General features: G+C 66.2%; 27 protein-coding genes. 11 read left to right on the top strand and 16 right to left on the bottom strand.

What is annotated here, in order from left to right; all coding sequences use genetic code 11:
- Window positions 1–51: 51 nt before the first annotated feature.
- A complete protein-coding gene (locus V8324_RS15870; RefSeq protein WP_336420906.1) occupies window positions 52–312 on the top strand; it encodes a DUF6455 family protein in 261 nt (86 codons plus the stop codon).
- Between the two features lie 20 nt (window positions 313–332).
- Here the strand turns inward: V8324_RS15870 and trhA are convergent, their stop codons facing one another.
- Both trhA and V8324_RS15860 read right to left on the bottom strand, forming a co-directional pair.
- Complete coding sequence (gene trhA / locus V8324_RS15865; RefSeq protein ID WP_336420905.1) at window positions 333–980, bottom strand: PAQR family membrane homeostasis protein TrhA; 648 nt, start codon at window positions 978–980, stop codon at window positions 333–335.
- A 43-nt stretch (window positions 981–1023) separates the two neighbouring features.
- A complete protein-coding gene (locus V8324_RS15860) occupies window positions 1024–1410 on the bottom strand; it encodes a thiol-disulfide oxidoreductase DCC family protein (protein WP_336420904.1) in 387 nt (128 codons plus the stop codon).
- 170 nt (window positions 1411–1580) lie between these two features.
- Here V8324_RS15860 and V8324_RS15855 point away from each other — a divergent pair, with 170 nt between their 5' ends.
- The 4 genes from V8324_RS15855 to V8324_RS15840 are packed head-to-tail and all read left to right on the top strand — an operon-like array spanning window position 1581 to window position 5070.
- Window positions 1581–2231, top strand: coding sequence for a histidine phosphatase family protein (locus tag V8324_RS15855; RefSeq protein WP_336420903.1), 651 nt, complete (start codon window positions 1581–1583; stop codon window positions 2229–2231).
- 19 nt (window positions 2232–2250) lie between these two features.
- Window positions 2251–2865 (top strand): glutathione S-transferase family protein, encoded by a 615-nt coding sequence (locus V8324_RS15850; protein ID WP_336420902.1) that lies wholly within the window; start codon window positions 2251–2253, stop codon window positions 2863–2865.
- 9 nt (window positions 2866–2874) lie between these two features.
- A complete protein-coding gene (locus V8324_RS15845; RefSeq protein WP_336420901.1) occupies window positions 2875–3924 on the top strand; it encodes a saccharopine dehydrogenase in 1050 nt (349 codons plus the stop codon).
- A gap of 3 nt (window positions 3925–3927) precedes the next feature.
- Window positions 3928–5070, top strand: a complete 1143-nt coding sequence (locus V8324_RS15840; RefSeq protein WP_336420900.1) for a saccharopine dehydrogenase family protein — start codon at window positions 3928–3930, stop codon at window positions 5068–5070.
- A gap of 150 nt (window positions 5071–5220) precedes the next feature.
- Here the strand turns inward: V8324_RS15840 and V8324_RS15835 are convergent, their stop codons facing one another.
- The 7 genes from V8324_RS15835 to V8324_RS15805 all read right to left on the bottom strand — a co-directional run bounded on the left by V8324_RS15835 (window position 5221) and on the right by V8324_RS15805 (window position 11859).
- Window positions 5221–6690, bottom strand: coding sequence for a DegQ family serine endoprotease (locus tag V8324_RS15835; RefSeq protein WP_336420917.1), 1470 nt, complete (start codon window positions 6688–6690; stop codon window positions 5221–5223).
- 158 nt (window positions 6691–6848) lie between these two features.
- Window positions 6849–7046: a DUF2065 domain-containing protein gene (locus V8324_RS15830; protein ID WP_336420899.1), complete on the bottom strand. Its 198-nt coding sequence runs from the start codon at window positions 7044–7046 to the stop codon at window positions 6849–6851.
- Window positions 7043–7912 (bottom strand): protease modulator HflC, encoded by an 870-nt coding sequence (gene hflC, locus V8324_RS15825; protein WP_336420898.1) that lies wholly within the window; start codon window positions 7910–7912, stop codon window positions 7043–7045. The genes V8324_RS15830 and hflC overlap by 4 nt, the downstream gene beginning before the upstream one ends.
- A 16-nt stretch (window positions 7913–7928) precedes the next feature.
- Complete coding sequence (hflK, locus tag V8324_RS15820; RefSeq protein ID WP_336420897.1) at window positions 7929–9128, bottom strand: FtsH protease activity modulator HflK; 1200 nt, start codon at window positions 9126–9128, stop codon at window positions 7929–7931.
- 70 nt (window positions 9129–9198) lie between these two features.
- A complete protein-coding gene (gene gor / locus V8324_RS15815; RefSeq protein ID WP_336420896.1) occupies window positions 9199–10554 on the bottom strand; it encodes a glutathione-disulfide reductase in 1356 nt (451 codons plus the stop codon).
- Between the two features lie 15 nt (window positions 10555–10569).
- Window positions 10570–11358, bottom strand: coding sequence for a ribose-5-phosphate isomerase RpiA (gene rpiA / locus V8324_RS15810; protein ID WP_336420895.1), 789 nt, complete (start codon window positions 11356–11358; stop codon window positions 10570–10572).
- Between the two features lie 75 nt (window positions 11359–11433).
- On the bottom strand, window positions 11434–11859 hold the full coding sequence (locus tag V8324_RS15805) for a tellurite resistance TerB family protein (RefSeq protein WP_336420894.1): 426 nt from the start codon (window positions 11857–11859) through the stop codon (window positions 11434–11436).
- A 118-nt stretch (window positions 11860–11977) separates the two neighbouring features.
- On the opposite strand from V8324_RS15805, the gene V8324_RS15800 reads away from it, so the two are divergent.
- Together V8324_RS15800 and V8324_RS15795 are read left to right on the top strand one after the other, a co-directional pair.
- Entirely contained in the window at window positions 11978–13552 is a 1575-nt protein-coding gene (locus tag V8324_RS15800; protein WP_336420893.1) for a lysine--tRNA ligase, read from the top strand.
- A 63-nt stretch (window positions 13553–13615) separates the two neighbouring features.
- Window positions 13616–14023 carry a c-type cytochrome gene (locus tag V8324_RS15795; RefSeq protein ID WP_336420892.1) on the top strand — a complete coding sequence of 136 codons (408 nt, stop codon included), beginning with the start codon at window positions 13616–13618 and terminating at the stop codon, window positions 14021–14023.
- Window positions 14024–14149: 126 nt separating this feature from the next.
- Here V8324_RS15795 and V8324_RS15790 read toward each other — a convergent pair whose 3' ends face one another.
- The 6 genes from V8324_RS15790 to V8324_RS15765 all read right to left on the bottom strand — a co-directional run bounded on the left by V8324_RS15790 (window position 14150) and on the right by V8324_RS15765 (window position 19128).
- A complete protein-coding gene (locus V8324_RS15790; protein WP_336420891.1) occupies window positions 14150–14476 on the bottom strand; it encodes a DUF3775 domain-containing protein in 327 nt (108 codons plus the stop codon).
- Window positions 14477–14545: 69 nt separating this feature from the next.
- Window positions 14546–15280 carry an SDR family NAD(P)-dependent oxidoreductase gene (locus V8324_RS15785; RefSeq protein WP_336420890.1) on the bottom strand — a complete coding sequence of 245 codons (735 nt, stop codon included), beginning with the start codon at window positions 15278–15280 and terminating at the stop codon, window positions 14546–14548.
- Window positions 15277–15837 carry a DUF3833 domain-containing protein gene (locus V8324_RS15780; protein ID WP_336420889.1) on the bottom strand — a complete coding sequence of 187 codons (561 nt, stop codon included), beginning with the start codon at window positions 15835–15837 and terminating at the stop codon, window positions 15277–15279. Before V8324_RS15780 ends, V8324_RS15785 begins: the two co-directional genes overlap by 4 nt.
- Window positions 15834–17081 carry an MFS transporter gene (locus tag V8324_RS15775; RefSeq protein WP_336420888.1) on the bottom strand — a complete coding sequence of 416 codons (1248 nt, stop codon included), beginning with the start codon at window positions 17079–17081 and terminating at the stop codon, window positions 15834–15836. The genes V8324_RS15780 and V8324_RS15775 overlap by 4 nt, the downstream gene beginning before the upstream one ends.
- Window positions 17078–17833 (bottom strand): DUF1365 domain-containing protein, encoded by a 756-nt coding sequence (locus V8324_RS15770; RefSeq protein ID WP_336420887.1) that lies wholly within the window; start codon window positions 17831–17833, stop codon window positions 17078–17080. Before V8324_RS15770 ends, V8324_RS15775 begins: the two co-directional genes overlap by 4 nt.
- A complete protein-coding gene (locus tag V8324_RS15765) occupies window positions 17830–19128 on the bottom strand; it encodes an NAD(P)/FAD-dependent oxidoreductase (RefSeq protein ID WP_336420886.1) in 1299 nt (432 codons plus the stop codon). The genes V8324_RS15770 and V8324_RS15765 overlap by 4 nt, the downstream gene beginning before the upstream one ends.
- A gap of 207 nt (window positions 19129–19335) precedes the next feature.
- Between V8324_RS15765 and V8324_RS15760 the strand changes: the two genes are divergently transcribed.
- Entirely contained in the window at window positions 19336–19896 is a 561-nt protein-coding gene (locus V8324_RS15760; RefSeq protein WP_336420885.1) for a sigma-70 family RNA polymerase sigma factor, read from the top strand.
- Between the two features lie 5 nt (window positions 19897–19901).
- Window positions 19902–20564 carry a ChrR family anti-sigma-E factor gene (locus V8324_RS15755; RefSeq protein WP_336420884.1) on the top strand — a complete coding sequence of 221 codons (663 nt, stop codon included), beginning with the start codon at window positions 19902–19904 and terminating at the stop codon, window positions 20562–20564.
- Window positions 20565–20634: 70 nt separating this feature from the next.
- Here V8324_RS15755 and V8324_RS15750 read toward each other — a convergent pair whose 3' ends face one another.
- Window positions 20635–21381 carry a GGDEF domain-containing protein gene (locus V8324_RS15750; protein WP_336420883.1) on the bottom strand — a complete coding sequence of 249 codons (747 nt, stop codon included), beginning with the start codon at window positions 21379–21381 and terminating at the stop codon, window positions 20635–20637.
- Between the two features lie 518 nt (window positions 21382–21899).
- Between V8324_RS15750 and V8324_RS15745 the strand changes: the two genes are divergently transcribed.
- Together V8324_RS15745 and V8324_RS15740 are read left to right on the top strand one after the other, a co-directional pair.
- Window positions 21900–22624 (top strand): IS5 family transposase gene (locus tag V8324_RS15745; protein ID WP_336420882.1). Its coding sequence is split into 2 segments (ribosomal slippage): window positions 21900–22187 and window positions 22190–22624, totalling 723 coding nucleotides; the frame shifts between segments, so codons are not numbered across the junction.
- Window positions 22625–22715: 91 nt separating this feature from the next.
- Window positions 22716–22960, top strand: a 245-nt coding sequence (locus V8324_RS15740; protein ID WP_336420881.1) for a transposase, incomplete at its 3' end; no start/stop codon positions are given.

Below are 22960 nucleotides of genomic sequence, written 5' to 3'. Positions count from 1 at the left end.
GGCGCGGCGGCACGGCTTGCAAGGTCATCTTCGAGACAAAGGAGAGATGGCATGCAAAATCGCGCGACCCTGAAACATCACGCCGATCTGGTGGACCGGATGGCGAATATCCAAGGCCTCGATCTGGAAGAGCGGATTATGGCCGGCGCGATGCGCCCCGACGAGTTGAGCGATGCGGTTCTGGCCTGCACCGGCTGCGCCTCGGCCGATGGCTGCGCACAGTGGCTGGACCGCACCGAATCGGCTGAAAAGACACCGGATTACTGTCGCAATGCAGAACTTTTCTCGCGGCTGAGGCTCGACAGGCGCTGACTGGCGCGCCGCGTGATCCGTCACAACCCGGCGGAAAGTGCCGTCGCGATGCCCATGAAGAAACAGGCGCTGGCCACGGCGACGAAGCCGTGCCAGATCGCGTTGGCGAATCGCAGGCTTTCCCACGCGTAGAAGATCACGCCGGCCATGTAGGTCAGACCGCCCGCCAGGAAGAGCACGAGGCTGGCGACCGGCACGATGGCGATCAACGGGATAAACAGCGCGATCCCGATCCAGCCGAGCGCCACGTAGGGCAGCCATCCGCCGTTGATCTGCCCGGGCTTCGCCATGATCTTCGTTACCGCCCCGAACAGGGCCAGAACCCAGACGAGGGCGAGGATCACATAGCCGAAGGCCGTGCCCAGGAATACGCTGAGCGGGGTGAAGGTGCCCGCGATCTTGACATAGATCGCGGCATGATCGAGGCGCCGCAGGATCGGCCGCGCCACGGTATGCGCGTAGAGGTGATAGGCCCCCGACGCCCCGAGCATCAGCAGGAGGGCGGCCGAGTAGACGATGGTCGAGGCCAGCGTCACCCCGTCCATCCGCAGCGCCCACATCGCGAACATCACCGACACGCCGGTCACCGCCGAGATGAAGCCCGCGACATGGATGGCGCCATCGGCCAGCCGTTCCGCCCGGGAATAGTTTGGATAAGGCTCTGTCATGTCCCTAGCATGCGCCCCGAATGTTAAGATCTCAAGAATGCCGTCACGGCGTGACATCGCGGGGCGCACGGCCTTCGCGCGCGAGGTGCCGGGCGTAGAGGCGCGGTGCGAGGATCCGCTCGTAGATCAGGCCGGCGGCATGCCGCAGCCCCGGCAACGACACGATCCGCGCCAGCCAGGCGTAGCGCGGCATCGCCCGCCAGAGGGCGAGGAATGCCGCGACACCGGACAGAACGCGACCGTCTTGACGCACATGCAGGCGCTTGGCCGCCGCATCCGCGTCCACGCCCCAGCGGTCGAGATCATCGGCATTGAGGTCGTGAAACGCGATCGGCAGACGCTGCGCCTCGGCATAGCCTTGGTAATGCTCGATCTCGGCGCGGCAGACCGGGCAGCGGGCGTTGTACAACACTTCGGTTTGCGTGGTCATGAAAGAACTCTCCTTTTGACTGGAGGATAGCGCGCGCGCTCTCCTTGGCCAGCCCGCAGACCGCGCCCGCGGCAATGTCCGCGCAGGCGGCGCGGTTTATTTGCCCGTCCCGTCTTTCACCCCCCGCTGCGGGGCGCTACGCTGCGCGCGACCACAAGAGGAGACGGGTCTTGTCAGAGCTTATCCTGGTGCGGCACGGGCAAGCCAACCGCCACGCGACCGACGAGGCGGGGTATGACCGGCTGTCGCGCCTCGGCGCGCAGCAGGCCGAATGGCTGGGCGCGCATTTCGCGCAGACCAACCCGCATTTCGACCACGTGATCACCGGCACGCTGCACCGGCAGACCGGCACCGCGACCAACATGGGTTACACCATTACCGAGCGCGACGACCGCCTCAACGAGCTGAGCTATTTCGCCATCGCCAAATCCGCCGAGACGTTGCACGGCATTCCCGCCCCGGTCGATGCCAACGAATACGCGCGCTACCTGCCGCAGGTGATGGGGCACTGGGCCCGCGGCGAGCTGGCCGACGTGCCCGAGACCTTCGAGCAGTTCACGACCCGGATCACCGGCCTTGTCGACGAGGCCCGCCACCTGCCCGGGCGCAAGCTGATCGTCACCTCGGGCGGGGTGATCGGGCTGGTGATGCGCCATACGCTGGGCCTCGACATCCCCAGCATGTCGAAGGTCATGCTGCAGGTGATGAACAGCTCGCTGCACCGGATGGACCACGCCCATGACACGCTGATGCTGGGCACGTTCAACGCCACCCCGCATCTCGACCTTCCCGACCGGGCGCATGCCCGGACATTCATCTGAGGCAAAGGAGCTAGCCGTCATGAAACTCTATTATGCCAAGGGCACCATCGCCACCGCCGCGGCGATCACGCTTCACGAGGCCGGCCTCGATTTCGAGCCGGTGCGCGTGAATTTCAGGACCGCCGAGCAGACCAAGCCCGACTACCACGTCATCAACCCCAAGGGCCGCGTGCCCGCGTTGGTCACCCATCAGGGCATCCTGACCGAGACCGGCGCAATCCTTGAATACATAGCCGATATCGCGCCCGAGGCCGGGCTGCGCCCCGCGGATGCCTTCGCCGCCGGCCAGATGCGCGCGGCGATGTACTACATCGCGTCGACCATGCATGTGAACCACGCCCACGGACCGCGCGGCAGTCGCTGGGCCGACACCGAAGGCGCGATCGCCGACATGAAGGCCAAAGTGGCCGAAACCATGACCGACAGCGCGCACCACGTCGAGAGCCACGTGCTGACCGGGCCTTACGTGCTGGGCGAGACGCTGTCGCTGGCCGATCCCTGCCTCTACGTCGCCTGCGGCTGGCTTGAGGGCGACGGGGTGCGCGTGGCCGAATTCCCCAGGATCACCGCCTTTCTCGAGGCGATGAACGCCCGCCCGTCGGTGGCGCGGGTCATCGCCGACGGCATGGCCTGAGGGGGCGGCATGACGCATCTGTGGGTCCGGGCCGAACAGCGCCACAACGAGGACCGCGTCGGGCTGACCCCCGACGGCGCGGCACGGCTGATCGCCCACGGCATCCGCGTGACGGTGGAAGAGAGCCGCAACCGCGCCATCCCGATAGACGGCTACATCGCGGCGGGCTGCGAGATCGCGCCGGAGAACACCTGGCCCGCGGCGCCCGCCGACGCCATCATCTTCGGCCTGAAGGAATTGCCCGAGGATGGCACGCCCTTGCGGCATCGGCACATCATGTTCGGCCATGCCTTCAAGGGCCAGCATGCCGGGCGCCGGCTGCTGGCGCGGTTCCGTGCCGGGGGCGGTACGCTTTACGACCTGGAATACCTCGTGGACGAGACCGGGCGCCGCGTTGCCGCCTTCGGCTACTGGGCGGGCTTTGCGGGGGCCGCGGTGTCGCTCATGGCATGGGCGGCCCAAGCACGGGGCGGGATCTGTCCGCCGGTGGAGCGCTATACCGGGCGCGAGGCCTTGCTGGACGATCTTGCCGCAGGGCTGGAGGGCAATGCGCCCCCCACGGCGATCGTGATCGGCGCGCTGGGCCGGGTGGGCACCGGGGCCGCCGATCTGTGCGAAGCGATGAGCGTACCGGTGATCCGCTGGGACATGGCCGAGACCGCCTCGGGCGGGCCGTTCCCCGAGATCCTCGATCACGACATCTTTCTCAACTGCATCTTCGCGCGGCCCGGCACGCCGGTTTTCGTGCCGAAATCCGCGCTCGACGCGCCACGGCGGCTGACGGTGATCGGCGATGTCGCCTGCGACCCCGACAGCGACTACAACCCGGTGCCGGTCTACGACGCGGCCACCACCTGGGCGGCCCCCGTGCGGCGGGTACATGACAGCCCGCCGATGGACGTGATGGCGATCGACAACCTTCCATCGCTTTTGCCGGTGGAATCCTCGCACGATTACGCGGACCAGCTTCTGCCGTCTCTGCTGACGCTCGACCGGCTGGACGCGGGCGTCTGGGCCCGCGCCGCGGCGACATTCGAAACCCATGTGAAGGAGGTCTGAGAGATGACAATCCATTGGTGCGGCACCGGCCTGTCGGCCATTCCCGGCCTGCGCCGGCTGATCGCGGCGGGCCATGACGTGACGGTGTGGAACCGCTCCGTGGACAAGGCCCGCGCGGCGGTCGGTGACCTGACCGAGGCCATCCACGCCTTCGATCCCGGCGCGCTCGACGGCGCGCTGCGGTCGGGCGACGTAGTGGTGTCGATGCTGCCCGGCGACTGGCACGTGCCGCTGGCCGAGATGTGCCTCGCCCGCCGCGCGCATTTCGTGTCGTCGTCGTACATTGCGCCCGAGATGCGCGCGCTGGGTTCGGCGGCCCGCGACAAGGCGCTGTGCTTCGTGAACGAGATCGGGCTCGACCCCGGCATCGATCACCTGATGGCGCATCACCTTGTCGCCGCGTACCGCGCCTCGGACGCCTTTGACCCCGAAAACGACCTGTCCTTCACCTCGTATTGCGGCGGTGTGCCGAAGATCCCCAACCCCTTCCGCTACAAGTTCAGCTGGTCGCCGCTGGGCGTGCTGAAGGCTCTGCGCTCGCCCTCGCGGTCGATCCGGGACTTCGAGGAATTCAACGTCGCGCGGCCGTGGGATGCGCTCTCAAGCTACGAGGCGCCGCTGCCAAGCCCTGAGAGTTTCGAGGTCTACCCGAACCGCGATTCCATCCCCTTCATGGCCGAATACGGCTTCGATCCCGACTGGAAGGTCCGCGATTTCGTGCGCGGCACGCTGCGCTTGGGCGGTTGGTCGGAGGCGTGGAAAGACGTCTTTGCCGAGATCGAGACGTTGCAGGGCGACTCGGGCGAGGCCCGGCTGAAGGAGATGTCGGACCAGTTCTGGCGGGACAATGCCTACGGCCCCGGCGAGGCCGACCGCGTGGTGCTGTGCGTCGATCTGAAGGCAGATCGCGGCGGAAAGACCGTCTGGCACCAGACCTACGTGATGGACGCCTGGGGCGACGCGGATGGCACGGCGATGGCGCGGCTGGTGTCGATCCCGCTATCGCTGGCGGTCGAATCGGTGCTGTCGGGCGAGATCGCGCCGGGCGTTACCGCCGCGCCGCACGACCCCGCGCTGGTCGCGCGCTACCTGTCCGAGGTCGGACGGCTCGCGCAGCATCTGCAGGTGGTCGATCACCTCGGCTGAGCATCTTGCAAGGGGCCGTGTCTGGACCCCGTGCCGGCGGTCCGGCGCTCGCCCTTGGTCCGCGGGTGCAAGAAGATCCGTCCACGGCGCCCCATGAAGAAGGGCGCCCCGATGGAGCGCCCTTTTGCTGATCGGCTTGGCCGAACCAGATCACTCGTCTTCGAGCGGCAGCGCCACAAAGCGGGGCTCGCCGGCGCGACGCACCAGCAGCAGGATCGACTTGCGGCCGGCTTCGCGGGCCTCGGCAATGCGGTCTTCGAGACCTCCAAGCGTCGCGACCTGCTTCTGGCCCGCCTCGGTGATCAGGTCACCGGCGCGGACGCCCTTTTCATAGGCCGCCGACAGCTCGTCGACATCCGTGACCACGAGGCCGGACGCGTCGGGCCCCACTTCAAGCTGCGCGCGCAGCTCGTCATTGAGCGGCCGGATCGACAGGCCGAACATGTCCATCTTCTCCGGGCCGGACTGCTCTTGCTGGTTCTGCTGCCCGGCCGGCACGGCGCCCTCGGCGACCTCGCGGCGGCCCAGCGTCACCTTGAGGGTCTGCGTCTTGCCCTCGCGGTTGACGATCACGCGCACGGTCTTTCCGACCTCGGTATTGCCGACGCGGCGCACCAGTTCGCGGGTGTCGGACACCTCGTGCCCGTCGAAGGACAGGATCACGTCACCGGCGCGCATCCCGGCCTTTTCGGCGGGGCCGTCGGGCACGTCGGTCACCAGCGCGCCGCGCGCCTCTTCGAGGCCCATGGCCTCGGCCACGTCATCGGTCACGTCCTGGATGCGCACACCCAGCCAGCCGCGGCGCGTCTCGCCGTATTGCTCGAGCTGGTCGACCACCCGCTTGACGACGTTCGAGGCCATCGAAAAGCCGATGCCGATCGAGCCGCCGGTGGGGCTGAGGATCGCGGTGTTCACGCCCACGACCTCGCCATCGAGGTTGAAGAGCGGCCCGCCGGAATTGCCGCGGTTGATCGCGGCGTCGGTCTGGATGTAGTCGTCATAGGTGCCCGACAGCGCCCGGTTGCGCGCCGACACGATGCCCGCGGACAGCGAAAAGCCCTGCCCCAGCGGGTTGCCCATGGCCAGAACCCAGTCGCCGACCTCGGCGGTGTCGCTGTCGCCGAACTTGACGAAGGGCAGTGCCTTGTCGGTCTGGACCCGCAGAAGGGCGATGTCGGTCTTGGGATCGACGCCCACGACCTCGGCTGCGAGGGTGTCGCCGTTGAAGAACTCGACCTCGATCTCGTCGGCCTTCTCGATCACGTGGTTGTTGGTCACCACGAGACCGTCCTCGGAAATCACGAAACCCGAGCCGAGCGCCGAGGAGCGGCGCGAGCGTTCGCCCCCGTTCCCTTGGGGCATGCGATCGCGGAACTGCTCGAAGAACTCCTCGAAGGGCGAGCCCTCGGGCACCATCGGCATGGGGCCGGCGCCCCGTTCCACCACGGTCGCGGTGGTGATGTTGACCACCGCCGGACTGATCTCTTCGGCCAGGTCGGAAAAGCTTTCGGGACGGTTTTGCGCGGCGACCGCCTGGGCCAGCATCAGGCCCACGGTCAGCGCCATCAACCAGAGCGCACGGAGATAGGGGGTCGGTGCGGATCTGGTTGCGGATGTCATCGGGAGTGTCACTTGGATGTCTCCTTTGGTGTATCGCAATGAGCGCGGCACGATGCCGCCGTCTGAATGCGATGTAGGTGGTCCGCGGGCGATCGCAAAGAGCACACGGTCAGATGACTTCGATGTGATGACGACGCGGCGCGAAAATCAAGAGCCGATCACGCGCCAAGCGTCTTGGCGGCCCAGACCAGCACCAGCCCGATGATCAGCGCCAGCAGCCCGACCAGCCGCCGCGCCTCGGGCGGGATGGCGGCGAGCGCCGCAAGCATCTGGTCGATAAGCGAAGGGGCCAGTGCATACACCAGCCCCTCGACAATCAGTACAAGCCCGAGGGCCAGAAGCGCCGTCTCGATCATTGGTCGGGATTGGCCGAACGCAGGTAATCGAAGAATTCGCTGTCCGGCGTCATCACCATCGACGAATTCCCGCCCCTGAGCGCCCTCTGATAGGCCTCCAGCGACCGGTAGAACGCGAAGAATTCGGGATCGGCGCCATAGGCGTCGGCATAGATCCGGTTACGCTCGGCATCGGCCTCGCCTCGGACGACCTGCGCCTCGCGTTCGGCATCCGAAATGGTCTCGGTCACCGTCCGGTCGGCGAGCGCGCGCACACGCTGCGCGGCCTCGTTACCGCGGGCGATCTCGTCGGCGGCCTCGCGGTTCCGCTCGGCGCGCATCCGCGCGAAGGTCGCCTCGAGGTTCTGATCGGGCAGGTTGGTCTTCTTCAGACGCACGTCCACCACCTCGAGGCCCAGCCCCTCGGCGCTGGCTTGCGCATTGTCGCGAATACGTGTCATCAGCGACCGGCGTTCCTGCGACAGGATGGTGTTCGACGTCACCTGATCGGCACCCAGAACCTCGCGAATCTGCGCGTTGAGGATCGACGACAGCCGGTCCTCGGCGGTCTGCACCCCCCCGACACCGACAGCCTGCCGGAACTGCACCACGTCACGGATGCGGTAGCGGGTGAAGGCGTCGACCACGAGGCGGCGGTCATCCGACGGCGTGACCTCGATCACGTCGGTATCCAGTGACAGGATCCGGGCGTCGTAGCGCACCACCTCCTGGATGAACGGTATCTTGAACGCGAGGCCCGGCTCGGCCTTGACCTGCTTGATCTGGCCGAATTGCAGCACCAGCACCCGCTCACGCTCGTCCACGACAAAGATCGAGGACAGCCCGATGAACAGCAGCACCACAACGGCCGGGATTATAAGCTTCATCTTGTTGCTCATTGTATCAGTTTCCCTGCGAGTTGGAGCTGTTGCTGCCCGAGTTCGAGCCGCTGCCGCTATCGGTCGAGCTCGTGCGGTTGCGATTCAGTTCGTTCAGCGGAAGATATGGCACGACGTTGTTGCCGCCTTCGCCGCCGGCGATCGACTCGTCGAGGATGGTCTTGTCGATATCGCCAAGCACCTCTTCCATCGTTTCGAGGTAGAGACGCTTGCGCGTCACCTCGGGGGCGTTCGAGTATTCGCTCAGGACCGAACTGAAGCGGCTTGCATCACCGCGCGCCTCGTTGACGACGCGGGCGCGGTAGCCTTCGGACTGTTCGAGTATCTGCGCGGCCTCACCACGGGCCTCGGCCAGGACGCGGTTGGCATAGGCATCCGCCTGACGCTGCAGCCTGTCACGCTCCTGCTCGGCGGCCTGCACCTCGCGGAAGGAGTCGATCACCTCTTGCGGCGGGTCGGCCGTGTCGAGGTTCACCCGCACTATGTTGATGCCGCTTTCGTATTCGTTCAGCGTCGCCTGGATGTCTTCACGCGCGGTATCGGCGATGATGCCCCGATCCCGGTTGAGGATCGGCCCGAGATTCGAGGCCGCGATGATCTCGCGCATCACCGATTCGGACGCCGCCTGCACGGTCAATTGCGGATCGCGGATGTTGAACAGAAGCTTCGCAGGATCCGCAACGTTCCAGACCACCTGGAAGTCGATATTGACGATATTGGCGTCGGTGGTCAGCATCAGACCCTCGTCGCGCCCGCCGCCGCTGCGGCCGATTTGCTCGGTCCGCTCGGAGGTGACGTTGACGACCTCGGCGGTGACCAGCGGCCATGGCGCAAAGTTCAGACCGGGCTCGCCGATGCTGGAAAACGAGCCGAGAAACAGCTCGACCGATTGTTCCTCGGGCTTCACGGTGTAGACGCTCGCGAAGATCCAGACCGCGAAGGCACCCAGCGCCGCGAGACCGATGGTTCCGCGGCCGAATTGCGGCCCTTCGCCGCCGCCACCCGCACCGCCGCCGGAGCCGTTGCCGCCACGGCCGCCCATCAGCACGCGCAGACGATCCTGCCCCTTACGGATCAGGTCGTCGATTTCGGGGATTTGGGGTCCGCCTTCGGGCGGACGACGCCCGCCGCCCCCTTTGGGACCGCGATCACCGCCGCCGCCATTGTTGCCGCCGCCCCATGGGCCGCCAGAATTTCCAGCCATTCGTGTACTTTCCTCTTTCATTCGCGTCGCACGCCAATCCCTGCTTAACGTGTAGAGCAAGGATCAAAAATCAAGCCGCATCGACGGGTGTTTTCAGTGTGACAAGTTCCTCGGACATCGTCGGGTGCACCGCGACGGTGCGGTCGAAGTCCTCTTTGGTCGCGCCCATCTTGACCGCGATGCCGGCCAGTTGGATCATCTCGCCGGCACCCGGGGCCACGATGTGACAGCCCAGCACGCGGCGGCTCGCGCGGCTGACGATCAGTTTCATCAGCACGCGGTCGGGCCGGTCCGCAAACGCGGTATGCATCGGCCGGAAGGACGTTGTATAGACATCCACGGGCTCTTGCGCGCGGGCGGCGTCCTCGCTCAGCCCGATGGTGCCCATTTCGGGCTGGGTGAAGATCGCGGTCGGGATCAGCTCGTGATCGACGGGTGTGGGGTTGCCCTTGAACACCGTCTCGACGAAGGCCATGCCCTCGCGGATCGCAACCGGGGTCAGGTTGACGCGGTCGGTCACGTCGCCGATGGCATAGATCGACGGCACGCCGGTCTGGCTGTATTGATCGACGACGATCTCGCCGTTGCGGCCAAGCGTCACGCCGGCCTCCTCCAACCCCATCTGCTGCGTGTTGGGCGCGCGCCCGGTGGCGAACATGACCGTCTCGAACGTGGCCTTGGTGCCGTTGGTGGCGGTGACGCGGTAGCCGCCGTCGCCCTCTTCCATCGCCTCTATATTGGTGCCGAGATGCAGGTTGACGCCCGACGCGATCATCTCGTCCGACACCAGCCCCCGCGCCTCGTCGTCGAAGCCGCGCAGGATCTGCGCGCCGCGGTAGAACTGCGTCACCTCGACGCCCAGCCCGTTGAGAATGCAGGCGAACTCGCAGGCGATATAGCCGCCGCCGACGATCAGCATGGATTTCGGTAGGCGGTCGAGATGGAAGATCTCGTTCGAGGTGATGGCATGCTCGGCGCCCGGCAGATCGGGCTTGACCGGCCAGCCGCCGGTGGCGATCAGGATATGCGCGGCACTCACCCGGGTGCCGTCGGCCAGTTCCACGGTATGCGGATCCACCAGCCGCGCGCGGGACTCGTAGGTCTCGACCCCGGCCTTGTGCAGGTTGCCGCGATAGACGTTCTCCAGCCAGTCAAGCTCGGCATGCAGCTTGGTCCTGAACGCGGGCCAGTCGAAGCCGCCGGCCTCGACCGTCCAGCCATAGGCCTGCGCGTCGGTCATCGCGCCGCGGAACTCGCTGGCGAAGACCATCAGCTTTTTCGGGACGCAGCCGCGGATCACGCAAGTGCCGCCATAGCGGCTTTCCTCGGCCAGCGCCACGCGGGCGCCCCCCTGGGCGGCCACGCGCGCCGCGCGCACCCCGCCGGAGCCGCCGCCGATCACGAAAAGATCGTAGTCGAATGCCATACCTGCCCCCTCGCGTCAGTTGCCCAGATCGGTGAAAAGATTCTCGGTCTCCATGACCTCGAGCCGGTCTTCCTGGATGGTGCCGGCATTGATGTCACGGGTCTCGACCCGGCCGTCGCCATGGCCCAGCACCACGACGTCGCAGGTATCGAGGAACAGCCCGTTCTCGACCACCCCCGGCACCTGGTTGAGGGCCATCGACAGACGGTGCGCGTCGCCGATCCGCGCGAGACTCAGGTCGAGGATGTAATTGCCCTCGTCGGTCACGAAGGGGCTGTCGCCGGTCATTCGCCGCGCAGTGTCGCGCGCCAGCACGTCCATGTTGATCAGCATCTCCTCGATCTGCGCCTGCGTGCTCTTCCAGCCGAACGGGATCACCTCGACGGGCAACGGGAACGCGCCCAGCGTGGCCACCTCCTTGCCGATATCGGCGATCACCACCATCCGCTCGGACGCCGCCGCGACGATCTTCTCGTGCAGCAGCGCGCCGCCGCCGCCCTTGATCAGGTCGAGATTGCCGTCGACCTCGTCGGCCCCGTCGATGGTCAGGTCCAGCCAGCCCGCCTCGTCGAGGGTGATCACCTCGATCCCCATCTCGCGCGCCAGATCGGCGGTGCGGGTCGAAGTCGGCACGGCACGGATGCGCAGCCCCTCGTCGCGCACGAGGTCACCAAGGGCGCGGACCATGTAGGCGGCGGTGCTGCCGGTGCCGAGCCCGACGCGCATCCCGTGCTCGACGAAATCGACCGCGCGTTTCGCGGCCACGTACTTGGCCGTGTCGATGGGCGACAATTCCGCGGTCATGGCAACACTCCCCGTCTGGTCTGCGCCGGGTATAGGAGAGATCGCCCCGATGTGCGAGGGGCAATCGCCCGCGCGTTACACGGTCAGGTGTCGCGCCCGCGCCCCGCGCTCGATCGCCGCGGCGTGCAGCCGGTCGAGATCGAGCTCGTGGCGCATCTCTTCCAGCAGGCGCAATTCGCGCTCGTTGATCGACCCGTCGGCTGCGGCCACATCGCAAGCCAGCGCATAGGCGGTCTCGTAAAGGCGTTCGGGCAGGTTCTCTCGGATCAGGCCGAACAGCGCGTCGAGCCCGTCCTCGACGCTGAACAGGTCGAACACCGTCTGCGACATGGTCTTCAACCGGTCGAGATCGTAGGCCGCGAAGACCGGCAGGTTGTTGATCGTGCTTTCGATCTTCACCAGTTCGGCGGTGCGCATGTCCTCGTCCGAGGCCGCGATGGCGATCATCATCGCCACGAGACAATCCTGCGGAGTCAGCGGGTGGGGTAGCTGATCGGTCATTGCGGGCCTTTCGGGACGAGGCATGTTGCGGTGCAGAATATTGACCTTTGCACGCCTCGGCAATAGGAACCGGGCAGCCCCGCCGGCGGTTTCGTCCGGCCCCGATGGAGACGATCCGATGTCCGATCTGCGCGATGCCGCGATGAATTCGAAAGCCTGGCCTTTTGAAGAGGCGCGCCGCGTGCTGAAACGCTTCGAGAAGGGCCCGCCCGAAAAGGGGCATGTCCTGTTCGAGACGGGCTATGGCCCGTCGGGCCTGCCGCATATCGGCACCTTCGGCGAGGTGCTGCGCACCACGATGATCCGCCGCGCCTTCGAGCTGATCAGCGACATTCCCACCCGCCTGATCTGTTTTTCCGACGATCTCGACGGGATGCGCAAGGTGCCGGGCAACGTGCCCGATCCCGCGCAGTTGCAGCCGCATCTGCAGAAACCGCTGACCGACGTACCCGACCCGTTCGGCACGCATGAAAGCTTCGGGGCGCATAACAACGCCATGCTGCGGCGCTTCCTCGACACGTTCGGGTTCGAGTACGAGTTCATCAGCGCCACCGATTTCTACCGCTCGGGGCGGTTCGACGACGTGCTGCGCCGCGCCACCGAGCGCTATGACGAGATCATGAAGATCATGCTGAAATCGCTGCGCGCCGAACGCCAGCAGACCTATTCGATCTTCCTGCCGCTCCACCCCGAGACCGGGCGCGTGCTTTACGTGCCGATGAAGGAGGTGAACCCGCGCGAGGCCACCATCACCTTCGACGACGAGGACGGGCGCGAATGGACGCTGCCGGTCACGGGCGGCAACGTGAAGCTGCAATGGAAGCCAGATTTCGGTGCCCGCTGGGCCGCGCTCGGCGTGGATTTCGAAATGTACGGCAAGGACCATTCGACCAACACGCCGATCTATGACGGCATCTGCAAGGCGCTTGGCGGGCGCGCGCCCGAGCATTTCACTTACGAGCTGTTCCTCGATGCGAACGGTCAGAAGATCTCGAAATCGTCCGGAAACGGCATCTCGATCGATGAATGGCTGAGCTATGCGGCGACGGAATCCCTGTCCTATTTCATGTACCAGAAACCCAAGACCGCCAAGAAGCTGCATTTCGACGTAATACCGCGCGCGGTCGATGAATATCACCAGCAATTGCGCGCCTTTCCCGGGCAGGACGCCACGCAGCGGCTGAACAACCCGGTCTGGCATATCCACGAGGGCGACGTCCCCGAAAGCCGCATGGTCGTGCCGTTCTCGATGCTGCTGAACCTCGCCTCGGTCTCGGCGGCGCATGACAAGGCCACGCTCTGGGGGTTCATCCGCCGCTACGCCCCCGAGGCCAGCCCCGAGACGCATCCCGATCTCGACGCGGCGGCCGGCTACGCGGTGCGCTATTACGAGGATTTCGTCGCCCCGGCCAAGCATTACCGTGCGCCCACGGACCCGGAACGCGAGGCGCTGACCGAGCTGCGCGACCGGCTGGCCGCCCATGACGGCCCGGTCGATGACGAGACACTGCAATCCATCGTCTACGACGTCGGGCGCGACCGGTTCGACCCGCTTCGCGACTGGTTCAAGGCGCTCTACGAGGTGCTGCTGGGGGCAAGCCAGGGCCCGCGCTTTGGCGGGTTCATCGCCCTTTACGGCGTGGACGAAACCGTGGCGCTGATCGACCGCGCGCTGGCCGAGGAACTGGCCTGATCTGGATCATTGCGGGGCCCTGCCGGGCTTGCTAGCCTTCCCTGAAAAGGAAAGGCGGAAAACATGCGGACAGTTCTGGTTCTGACGGCGGCGGCGCTTGCGGCCTGCGCGCACACGGTCGCCACGCGCGACATGCCCGACGCCGCCGAGGGCGCGGCGATCTTCGCCGAGAACTGTGCGCAGTGTCACGGAGCATCGGGAAAGGGCAACGGGCCCTGGGCTGAAGGCCTGAGGCCGCCGCCCGCCGATCTCACGCAGCTGGACCGGGACGGAAGGTTTCCCCGCGCGCATGTGCTGTCGGTGATCGATGGCTATGACCGTGCCAACCTGCCCGGCCAGGAGATGCCGGAATTCGGCGCGCTGCTGGAAGGCGACACCGTGCCGGTCGATGTGGGCGACGGCGTGCTGACGCCGACGCCGCGCCCGCTCGCAGCACTGCTGGCCTATCTGGAAAGCATTCAGGAGGGGTAGGAAGGTTCTTGGCGCCCTCGGCCACCAGTCCGACAGAGGGGCTGGGTGACGACCCGCATACTGCTGCCCCGGCGCGATACGCGGCCGCAGGCCGCAGCACCATCGCCCAAAGGCCCGCCTTACCGCTCACCCACCCCGGATCAGGTCATCCTCATCCTCGGAGGCCGACAGCCCCAGCGCATCCAGCCCGTTCTCCAGGTGGTCCGACAAATGCGGGGTGCCCAGCAGGTAGTCCGCGCAGGGCGTCGTCGCCTCCTCATAGGCGGTGCGCCGCGCCTCGTCGTATTCCTCGGCCTCGAAGGTGCCGCGCCCGATCCACATGACGGCCACCAGGCTTGCCTGTTCCTCTTCGGTCATCCGGTCGATGAAGGCGCACAATTCGCCTTCGGCGCGGCGCAATTCGCGCGCCATCAGCACGACCTGCGCGATCTTGTTCACGGTGATGTCCAGCATGGGGCGCTCTCCCTTTGTCCGCGATCATGCCACAGATTTCCCTGCTGGCAGAGACCCTTTGCGACGACCTCAGGCGAAGATGCGGTAATAGGCCCAGTCGGGCAGGAACCGCGACAGCCGGAAGACATAGCTGAAAAGCCGCGGGAAATGGCGCTGGAACGCGCGTTCGTCGTCCATCAGCGCGAACATCTCGCCCGCGGCCTCGTCGGGCTGCATCAGGAACGGCATGTGAAAATCGTTCTTGTCGGTCAGCCGCGTCTTGATGAAACCAGGATTGGCCAGCTGCACGCGCACGCCCGTGCGCCATAGATCCGCGCGCATCGATTCGGCCAGATGCATCACCCCGGCCTTGGACGAGGCATAGCCGATGGCGCCGGGCAGGCCGCGGAACCCCGACAGCGACCCGGTGAGCACGATATGGCCCGTGTCGCGCGCGACCATACCGGGGATGATCGCGCCCAGCACGCGCACCGCGCCGGTGAAATTCACATCCGCCATCGCGGTCACCTCGGCCGGCGTCCACCTGGTCGATGGTTGCGGCCAGTACACCCCGGCGAGGTATACCATTCCGTCGATTTCGCCCACCGCCCCGGCGGCCTGAGCTACGCTCTCGTCGTCGGTGACATCCACCGGCACGGCGCGGGCCGGGCCCGGCAGATCCGCCACGACCTCGGCCAGCCGGTCGGCATTGCGCGCCGAGACGATCACCTCGGCCCCCGCGGCGCTGAGCCGCTGCGCCAGGGCCGCACCCAGACCCTCGCTGGCGCCCACCAGCCAGTAGCGTTTGCCCGTCCAGTCGGTCATGCCTTCACCTTTTGCAATGTCGCCACCAGTTCCGCGACCTTGATCCCGAACTTGCGGAACTGGCTGCGATTGACCACCACCCCGCCGGGCGTGACATACATCCAGTCGGTCACGCTCAGCACGTGCCCGCCGGCCTCTTTCGGCAGGCGGATATTGTAGCACAGGCGCAGGCTCGCGCCGCTTTGCCTGCCCGACCCGGTGCCCACCAGGTCGTCGGCCTCGGCGCGGACCTGCCCGTCATTGCCCAGTTCCAGCCGCCATTCGCGATCCTGCGTGTTGCCGCTGTCATACTGGAAATGCTCGGTCATCACGCCGCGATTGCCGTCCCAGCGGCCCTCGAAGTCGCCGGTGAAGCGCGACGCGACCCGCCCCAACGGGCCGTAGATTACGCCCTCGCAGCGGATCGGTCCGTCGAGATGCGTGCGCAGATCGAAGGCCGGCCCGGTGCCGGCGTAATCCTCGGGGCGCTGCGCGGCAAAGCTCGCGACCCGCGCCAGGATCAGAAACAGCCCCAGCACGATCGCGGCCCCCAGCAGCATGTACGCCAAAGCGGTCATGCTCGGTCCTTTTCATCGATCGGTGTCCGGGCCAAAAGCGCGATGGCCGCAAGTTTCAGCAGGCAGGGCAAGCCGCCGTAAAGCAGGCTGAGCAGCCACAGCGCGTCGGCGTCGTTGCTTTCGCCGGGATCGAAGCCGCCGGACTGCAACAGCGGCAGCAGGCTGACCGCCGCAAGCGCGAGGGTGAATTTAGACACGAAGGACCACAGGCCGAACCCCTCGGCCGCGCCGGGCGAGATCTCGGACATGCGCCGCGCGAAGAGCGCGGGCAGCAGCGTCATGTCGGCGCCCACGGCGGCCCCCGACAGCACACAGATCACGCCGAACGCCACCAGATCGCCGGCGCCCAGCATCACCGCCCAGGCGAAGACGCCGATCGCCAGCACCATCGCGCCCAGCAGCACCCGCTTGGCGCCGAAGCTTTCGGCCAGCCGCCCCCAGAGCGGTGCGGCAAGCGCAGCCGAGAGAAAGAAGATCAGAAGGAACGGCCCCTCCCATCCCGGCGCCTGAAGGCGGCTTTCCACGAAGAACAGAAACAGCGTCGAGGTGACGGCGACCGGCGCCGCGTTGAACAACGCCACCACCAGAAGCTTCCGCGCCACGCGGTCGCGCAGCACCACGCCAAAGCCGGTGCCCGCGGGCACATCCGTCGCCCGCCACTGGTCGGCCATCAGCAGCACCGCCACCGCGGCGAGACACGCGAAGGCCACCGCGAAACCGGCATACCCGCCCAAAGCGGTCGGCGCGACAGCGGCCGCGCAGATGCCGATCAGCGCGCCGGTCTCGCGCCAGCGCGCCAGTTGCAGGTGGCCGTTGCCGGGCAGATGCGCGGCGCTGGCCACACCTTGGGCGTAAAAGCAGATCGTCAAATAGCTGAAGCTGGAGAAGACCAGTGTCAACATCGCGGCAAACCACCAGAGTGGCGCGATCGGCGGGGTGACCGCGAACAGCCCCAGCATCGCGCCGGCCATCAGCACCACCGCCACCCATACGCTGGCGGCGCGATGCGCTTTCAGATACGCGCTCAGCCGACCCAGCGCCGGGTCCTGCACCACGTCCAGCAGGCGCAGCACGCCCAGCATCGTGCCAAGGGCGGCTAGCGACACGCCATATTCGTCGACGTAGAATTTCGGCGCGTGAATATATATCGGCAGCCCCGCCGAGGCGATCAGCGCGCCGAAGACGGCGAACCCGGGCAGGCGCGGCGCAAGTCCGGCGCGCGGTGCGGTGTCGACAGTGCTCATCGGCTGACCTCCTTTGCGGGGGACGGCTCGGGGGGGCGGAAGGTGGCGCCCTTCCACCACAGCTTCAGCGCCTGCCAGTGGATCAGCGCCAGCACCCGGCGCGATCCGAAGGGCCGGCGCAGGAAGGCGGCGATCAGGCCGCGCGTGGTAAGACGCTTCCGCGCGCCCACGAGCGTGGCGATCAGCCGGCCCTCGCCGCCGGTGTAATCGATCCAGATCCCGATCCGGTCATCCCGCAGGTCGAAGCGGAACTCGTACCCGCCGTCGATCTGCTGGAAGGGCGAGACGTAAAAGATCTTTGCGGCGTTGATCCGGTCTTCGGCTGTGATCGGCGCAAGGTCGTCGCGGTGGCACAGGTAGGAATGCCGCCCGCCATAGGTGTTGCCGACCTCGGCGATGATGACGCGCACATCCTCGTCCGCGTCGCGACAGATCCAGAACGAGACCGGGTTGAACACGTGCCCCAGCATGCGCGGCTGCGCCAGAAGCTCGATCCGCGCAGGGTCCGGCAGCTCGCGGACGCGCAGCACCTCGCGCACCCAAGCGGCGCCCCGCCCCGCACCGGGCGCGCCGCCGTGATCGAGATCTCGGATCCCGACCAGCCCGCGGCGGTTGCGCCCGAAGAGGCGCGGCGCGCTCACCTCGGCCTCGGCATCCAGCATCACGTAATCGATGCCGTAACGGAAGGCATTCTCGACCGCGCCCTTGCGCCCGTGCCAGGTGTGGCCGGCGATATGGTCGACGCGGCTCATTCCGCCGCCATTGCGAGAGCGTCGCGCGCGATGATCGCCTCGGCGACGTCCAGCCCGCTCGACAGCCCATCCTCGTGAAAGCCGTGGCGCATCCACGCGCCGCAGAACCACGTGTTGCGTCGGCCATTGGCGGCCTTCAGCCGGTCGCGCGCCTCCAGGGCGGCGAGATCGTAGACCGGGTGGCGCAGCGTCGTCTGGTCGTAGATCAGCTCCTCGCGGATGGGTCGCGTGGTGTTGAGGGTGACGAAATGCGGATCGTCGTGGGGGATCGGCTGCAGGCTGTTCATCCAGTAGGTCAGGTCGATCTGCCCGCTGCGCTTCACGCGCGCCTCGGTGTAGTTCCACGACGACCAGACCGCACGGCGCCGCGGCATGACCGACGGGTCGGCATGCAGGGTGATGTCGTTGGGCTGGTATTTGATCGCGCCTAGATCGGCGCGCTCGGTCTCGTCGGCATCGCTCAGCAGCCGCAGCGCGTCGTCGCCATGCGCGGCGATAACGACCTCGTCGAACATCTCCCACTCGGCGCCCTCTGCGCGCACCTTGACGCCGTCGTGGCAGCGCACGATGCCGGCCACCGGCGCGGGGGTCCGGACATCCACGCCCTTGGCGCGCATCACCTGTTCCAGCCGGCTGACATAGGACACCGATCCACCATCGACGGTGTACCACTGGTGCTGCTCATCATAGCCCAGCAGACCGTGGTTCTTGAAGAACTGCACCATCGACAACGCAGGAAAATCGAAGATCTTCTCGACCGGGGTGGACCAGATCGCGCCCGAAAAGGGCTGCAGGTAATAGTCGCGGAAATACCGGCCCAGCCGCATCTTGCGGGTCAGCTCGCCGATGGTCAGCCCCGGCTCGCGCGCCGCATCCAGCGCGCCCGAATTGAAGCGGAAGATGTCGCGCAACATTGTCAGGAAGCGCGGGTTGAGCACGTTGCGCTTCTGCGCGAAGAATGCCGCCGCCCCGTCCAGCCCATATTCCAGCGCGCCACCGCGGATCGACGCGCCGAAGCTCATGGTGCTGCGCACCACCGGCACGTCCAGCCGCTCGAACAGCGCGGTGAGGTGGGGATAGGTCGCGTAGTTGAACACGATGAACCCGGTATCGACCGGCCGGTCGCCATGCTTGCCGGCCACAATGGTGCGCGCATGACCGCCAAGACGCGGCTCTGCCTCAAAGAGGACGATATCATGCGAGGCCGCAAGACGCTCTGCCGCGCCCATGCCGGAGATCCCCGCACCGATCACGGCGATCCTCCTGCGGGCGCAGGCGTTCGTTTCGAATGGCATGTGGATTGGTACCTGTCTGCTTGTTTTGTTGTTTTTACGGCACCGAAGCGTCAGCGGATTAGAAAGAGATTTCCTCACGCAATATGATCCGATCGCATCCTTGGCGCGTAACTTGCATGATCAGGAGCGCACTAGGCCTATCGCCCGGCGTTGCGATGCGTGATACCACACGGGTCGAAAGCAACGGGTGCGGCAGGATTGGCGGACGTGACAACGACGAACGAGAGACGCGAAACGGAAAACGAGGATTGGGTGGCGTGCATTGCTCTCATAAGGGATGACGGGGATGAACGGGCATTTGCCCGGCTCTTCGCGCATTTCGCGCCGCGCGTCAAAGGTTTCCTCATGCGCTCGGGCTCTGACGCCGCGCAGGCGGAAGAGACCACGCAAGAGGTGATGGCGACGCTGTGGCAGAAGGCGCATCTTTTCGATCCGTCCCGCGCCACCGCCGCGACATGGATCTTCACCATCGCGCGTAACCGCAAGATCGACGCCCTGCGCCGCCAGAAGCGCCCTGAACCAGAGGATCTGCCCTGGGGGCAGGATCCAGAACCCGATCAAGCCGATGTACTGGCGCTGCAACAGGAAAGCGACCAGCTGGGCACGGCCATCGCGGCCCTGCCGGAAAAACAGCGTGTCCTGATCGAGAAGGCCTATTTCGGCGATCTCAGCCATTCCGAGATCGCCGAACAGACCGGGCTGCCGCTCGGCACGATAAAATCGCGTATCAGACTGGCGCTCGACCGTCTGCGCCACGAAATGAAGTGACAGCCATGACAAACATCAGACCCGAGATAAAGCATCACCTGACCGATCCGCTGCTGATGGCCTATTCGGCAGGAACGCTGCCCGAGGCGTTTAGCCTGACCGTGGCCGCGCATGTGTCGATGTGCGACGAATGCCGCGCGCGGCTCGGGTCGTTCGACAGCGTCGGCGGCGCGTTGATTGAACAGACCGAAGCAGAGGATGTGTCCGAGGACACCTTCGCGGCGACCATGGCGCGCATCCGGGCGGGCGGTCCTCGCGACGCAAAGCCGGCACCGCGCACGAGGTCCGACGTCCTGCCGGCACCGATTCACGACTATATCGGCGGCGGGCTCGACGCCGTGCGCTGGCGGCATGTCGGGATGGGCGTGAAGCAGGCCGTCCTGCCCACCGCCCGAGACGCGACCGCGCGACTTCTCTATATTCCGGCAGGGGCAGCCGTGCCCGATCACGGCCATCGCGGAACGGAACTTACGCTCGTGCTTCAGGGCGCCTTCGTGGACGAGGTGGATCACTTCGGCCCCGGCGACATAGAGGTCGCCAACGAGGATCTCGACCACACGCCGGTCGCCGATATCGGGGCCGATTGCATCTGTCTTGCCGCGACCGACGCGCCGCTGCGATTCCGTGCGATGATCCCGCGCCTCGCGCAGCCCTTCCTGCGGATATGAGGGTCGCGCATTCGGTCGCGCCCGGGCGGCAAGCGCGGCGACGCCTTTCCGACCTTGCCGAAACCCCGCGCTACGAGGCCGCGCGCGCAGGCCGAGTTGTGACGCTGTCGCGCGTCGGGTCGTGGACCAGCGCGCGGTCCCGACCGGTGCTCTTGGCGCGATAAAGTGCGCGATCGGCTTCTTGCAGCGCCGCCTCCACGTCGCCTCCCGGGGGCACCGCAGAGACGCCAAAGCACGCCGTCAGCTTCAGGTTGCGCTCGCCACAGAAGATCGGACTTGTCCGCACCCGCAGCGCCAGACGTTCGGCCACCACGCGCCCGGCCTCGAGATCGGCGCCGCGCAGCGCGATCACGAATTCCTCACCCCCGAAACGCGCCACGATATCGGCGCGCCGACAATTGCTGGTCAGGATCGTCGCGAATTGCCGTAGCGCCTGGTCGCCGGCGAAATGCCCGTGCCGGTCGTTGAACGCCTTGAACTCGTCGATATCCACCACGATCACCGCGCACGGGCTGTCGACATCCTCGGCAATCCGCCGGTAGAAGCTGGCGCGCGTGTGCACCCCGGTCAACAGATCGTAATCCAGCGCATGTTCCAGCTGCGCGCTGCGATCCTGCGCCTCGCGCAGCTTCTGACCGACGACCCAGGTAATCGGCACCGCGATCATCACCGCGATCACCATCTCTGGCACCAGCGACCGCGCCGCGAGATCGGGCAGCAGCACCACCCGCAGCACCAGGGTAAGCGCCAGGACGATGACCGTGATCACCGCGGTAAAGCGGACCTGATCCTTGCGCGTTCTCAAATGCCAGCCCATGACCCGACCCCCTTCTCACACCTGCCACCCAGCATGGCGACCAAGCGTTAACGCGAGGTGCGGCGCCGGGCAGCTAAATCATTAAGATTTTGCAAAAAGCCGCGACGATCCGTCACCATCGCGTGACGCGCGACGCGACGGGCTAGCCAGGCAAGTGTCCCGGGCAAGGGTAGGAGCCGCCATGCCTGTCCAGCACCCGAACTTGCGGACGTTTTCGCGATAAAGGCAGTGCCGGTCGTCCGTTTCGGGCACGTAAGCCACTTGCCAAGGTTCCGTCACCGCCCAGCGAGCGAGTGGGCCTGACAAGGCTGACCGCCGATCCGGGTAGTCTCCGCTGAAACCAATCCCGCCTAGGGTCTGGACCCATTGATTTCAGGCGCGCTGCGTGATTCACGGCACCGAAAACGGAGCGGTGTCATGTCTGATCTTTTCTGGTTGAGCGATGCGCAAATGGCGCGTCTGGAGCCCTGTTTCCCAAAGTCCCACGGCAAGCCGNTTTCTGGTTGAGCGATGCGCAAATGGCGCGTCTGGAGCCCTGTTTCCCAAAGTCCCACGGCAAGCCGAGGGTCGATGACCGCAGGGTTCTGAGCGGAATCATTTTCATCAATCGCAATGGCTTACGTTGGCGCGATGCGCCTGCGGAATACGGTCCGCACAAGACGCTCTACAATCGATGGAAGCGATGGAGTGACAAGGGCGTCTTTGCCCGGATCATGGCCGGCCTGGCCGCCGAACACCGCGAAGAGAAGACCGTCATGATCGACGCGACCTATCTCGAGGCACACCGGACCGCGACCAGCATGGGCGTGAAAACGGGGGGCGCGGGCGCCTGATCGGGCGCACCAAAGGCGGCATGAACACCAGGCTGCATGCCATTTGCGACAGCCAGGGACGGCCGATCAGCCTTTTCGTTACCGCCGGACATGTCAGCGACTACATCGGCGCGCGGGCGTTGCTGAGCAGCCTGCCGGATGTCGACTGGCTGCTCGGGGACCGCGGCTATGACGCCGACTGGTTCAGAGAAGCGTTGGAAGACAAAGGGATACGCGCCTGTATACCAGGCCGCAAGCAGCGCAAGACGACCGTGAAACACGACAAGCGCCGGTACAAGCGGCGCAACCGGATCGAGATCATGTTCGGAAGGCTCAAGGACTGGCGACGTGTCGCGACACGCTACGACCGATGCCCGAAGGTCTTCCTCTCAGCAATCGCACTCGCCGCAACCGTCATCTACTGGCTATGAGTCCAGACCATAAGAGCCTGATCGGAAATGAGTTGAGTGAATTCAGCAGGTTGTGGTTCTGTTCAGGTGTCGAAGCTGAACGGAGATCACGATGGCCTGGACCGAACTCACCCGCGAACAGCATATGCGCACGGCGACGCGATATCCAAGCGATTTGCCGGATGCGGAGTGGGCCGTCATTGGCCCGCGTCTGCCCGGCCCGAACAGGCTGGGGCGTCCGCGAACGGTTAACGTGCGCCGTGTCTGGGACGCGATCCAGTATCTTGCTGCCGCCGGGTGCGCCTGGTCGCTCCTGCCGAAGGATTTCCCGCCGGTCTCGACTGTTCGGTATTATTT

Source organism: Roseovarius sp. D22-M7, assembly GCF_037083785.1.
In the GTDB taxonomy this organism is placed as follows: Bacteria; Pseudomonadota; Alphaproteobacteria; order Rhodobacterales; family Rhodobacteraceae; genus Roseovarius.
The sequence above is the reverse complement of the archived record's forward strand: the minus strand, read 5'-3'. Positions and strand labels throughout refer to the sequence as shown.

What these genes read in the sequence shown, in the direction of transcription:
- V8324_RS15780 (WP_336420889.1), bottom strand. Translation starts at nt 15,837, where the DNA reads ATGACCGCTTTGGCGTACATGCTGCTGGGGGCCGCGATCGTGCTGGGG.
- V8324_RS15860 (WP_336420904.1), bottom strand. Translation starts at nt 1,410, where the DNA reads ATGACCACGCAAACCGAAGTGTTGTACAACGCCCGCTGCCCGGTCTGC.
- V8324_RS15790 (WP_336420891.1), bottom strand. Translation starts at nt 14,476, where the DNA reads ATGCTGGACATCACCGTGAACAAGATCGCGCAGGTCGTGCTGATGGCG.
- V8324_RS15775 (WP_336420888.1), bottom strand. Translation starts at nt 17,081, where the DNA reads ATGAGCACTGTCGACACCGCACCGCGCGCCGGACTTGCGCCGCGCCTG.
- V8324_RS15870 (WP_336420906.1), top strand. Translation starts at nt 52, where the DNA reads ATGCAAAATCGCGCGACCCTGAAACATCACGCCGATCTGGTGGACCGG.
- gor (WP_336420896.1), bottom strand. Translation starts at nt 10,554, where the DNA reads ATGGCATTCGACTACGATCTTTTCGTGATCGGCGGCGGCTCCGGCGGG.
- V8324_RS15830 (WP_336420899.1), bottom strand. Translation starts at nt 7,046, where the DNA reads ATGATCGAGACGGCGCTTCTGGCCCTCGGGCTTGTACTGATTGTCGAG.
- V8324_RS15770 (WP_336420887.1), bottom strand. Translation starts at nt 17,833, where the DNA reads ATGAGCCGCGTCGACCATATCGCCGGCCACACCTGGCACGGGCGCAAG.
- V8324_RS15845 (WP_336420901.1), top strand. Translation starts at nt 2,875, where the DNA reads ATGACGCATCTGTGGGTCCGGGCCGAACAGCGCCACAACGAGGACCGC.
- V8324_RS15750 (WP_336420883.1), bottom strand. Translation starts at nt 21,381, where the DNA reads ATGGGCTGGCATTTGAGAACGCGCAAGGATCAGGTCCGCTTTACCGCG.
- hflC (WP_336420898.1), bottom strand. Translation starts at nt 7,912, where the DNA reads ATGAAGCTTATAATCCCGGCCGTTGTGGTGCTGCTGTTCATCGGGCTG.
- V8324_RS15765 (WP_336420886.1), bottom strand. Translation starts at nt 19,128, where the DNA reads ATGCCATTCGAAACGAACGCCTGCGCCCGCAGGAGGATCGCCGTGATC.
- hflK (WP_336420897.1), bottom strand. Translation starts at nt 9,128, where the DNA reads ATGGCTGGAAATTCTGGCGGCCCATGGGGCGGCGGCAACAATGGCGGC.
- trhA (WP_336420905.1), bottom strand. Translation starts at nt 980, where the DNA reads ATGACAGAGCCTTATCCAAACTATTCCCGGGCGGAACGGCTGGCCGAT.
- V8324_RS15785 (WP_336420890.1), bottom strand. Translation starts at nt 15,280, where the DNA reads ATGACCGACTGGACGGGCAAACGCTACTGGCTGGTGGGCGCCAGCGAG.
- V8324_RS15805 (WP_336420894.1), bottom strand. Translation starts at nt 11,859, where the DNA reads ATGACCGATCAGCTACCCCACCCGCTGACTCCGCAGGATTGTCTCGTG.
- V8324_RS15795 (WP_336420892.1), top strand. Translation starts at nt 13,616, where the DNA reads ATGCGGACAGTTCTGGTTCTGACGGCGGCGGCGCTTGCGGCCTGCGCG.
- V8324_RS15835 (WP_336420917.1), bottom strand. Translation starts at nt 6,690, where the DNA reads ATGACATCCGCAACCAGATCCGCACCGACCCCCTATCTCCGTGCGCTC.
- V8324_RS15755 (WP_336420884.1), top strand. Translation starts at nt 19,902, where the DNA reads ATGACAAACATCAGACCCGAGATAAAGCATCACCTGACCGATCCGCTG.
- rpiA (WP_336420895.1), bottom strand. Translation starts at nt 11,358, where the DNA reads ATGACCGCGGAATTGTCGCCCATCGACACGGCCAAGTACGTGGCCGCG.
- V8324_RS15840 (WP_336420900.1), top strand. Translation starts at nt 3,928, where the DNA reads ATGACAATCCATTGGTGCGGCACCGGCCTGTCGGCCATTCCCGGCCTG.
- V8324_RS15850 (WP_336420902.1), top strand. Translation starts at nt 2,251, where the DNA reads ATGAAACTCTATTATGCCAAGGGCACCATCGCCACCGCCGCGGCGATC.
- V8324_RS15800 (WP_336420893.1), top strand. Translation starts at nt 11,978, where the DNA reads ATGTCCGATCTGCGCGATGCCGCGATGAATTCGAAAGCCTGGCCTTTT.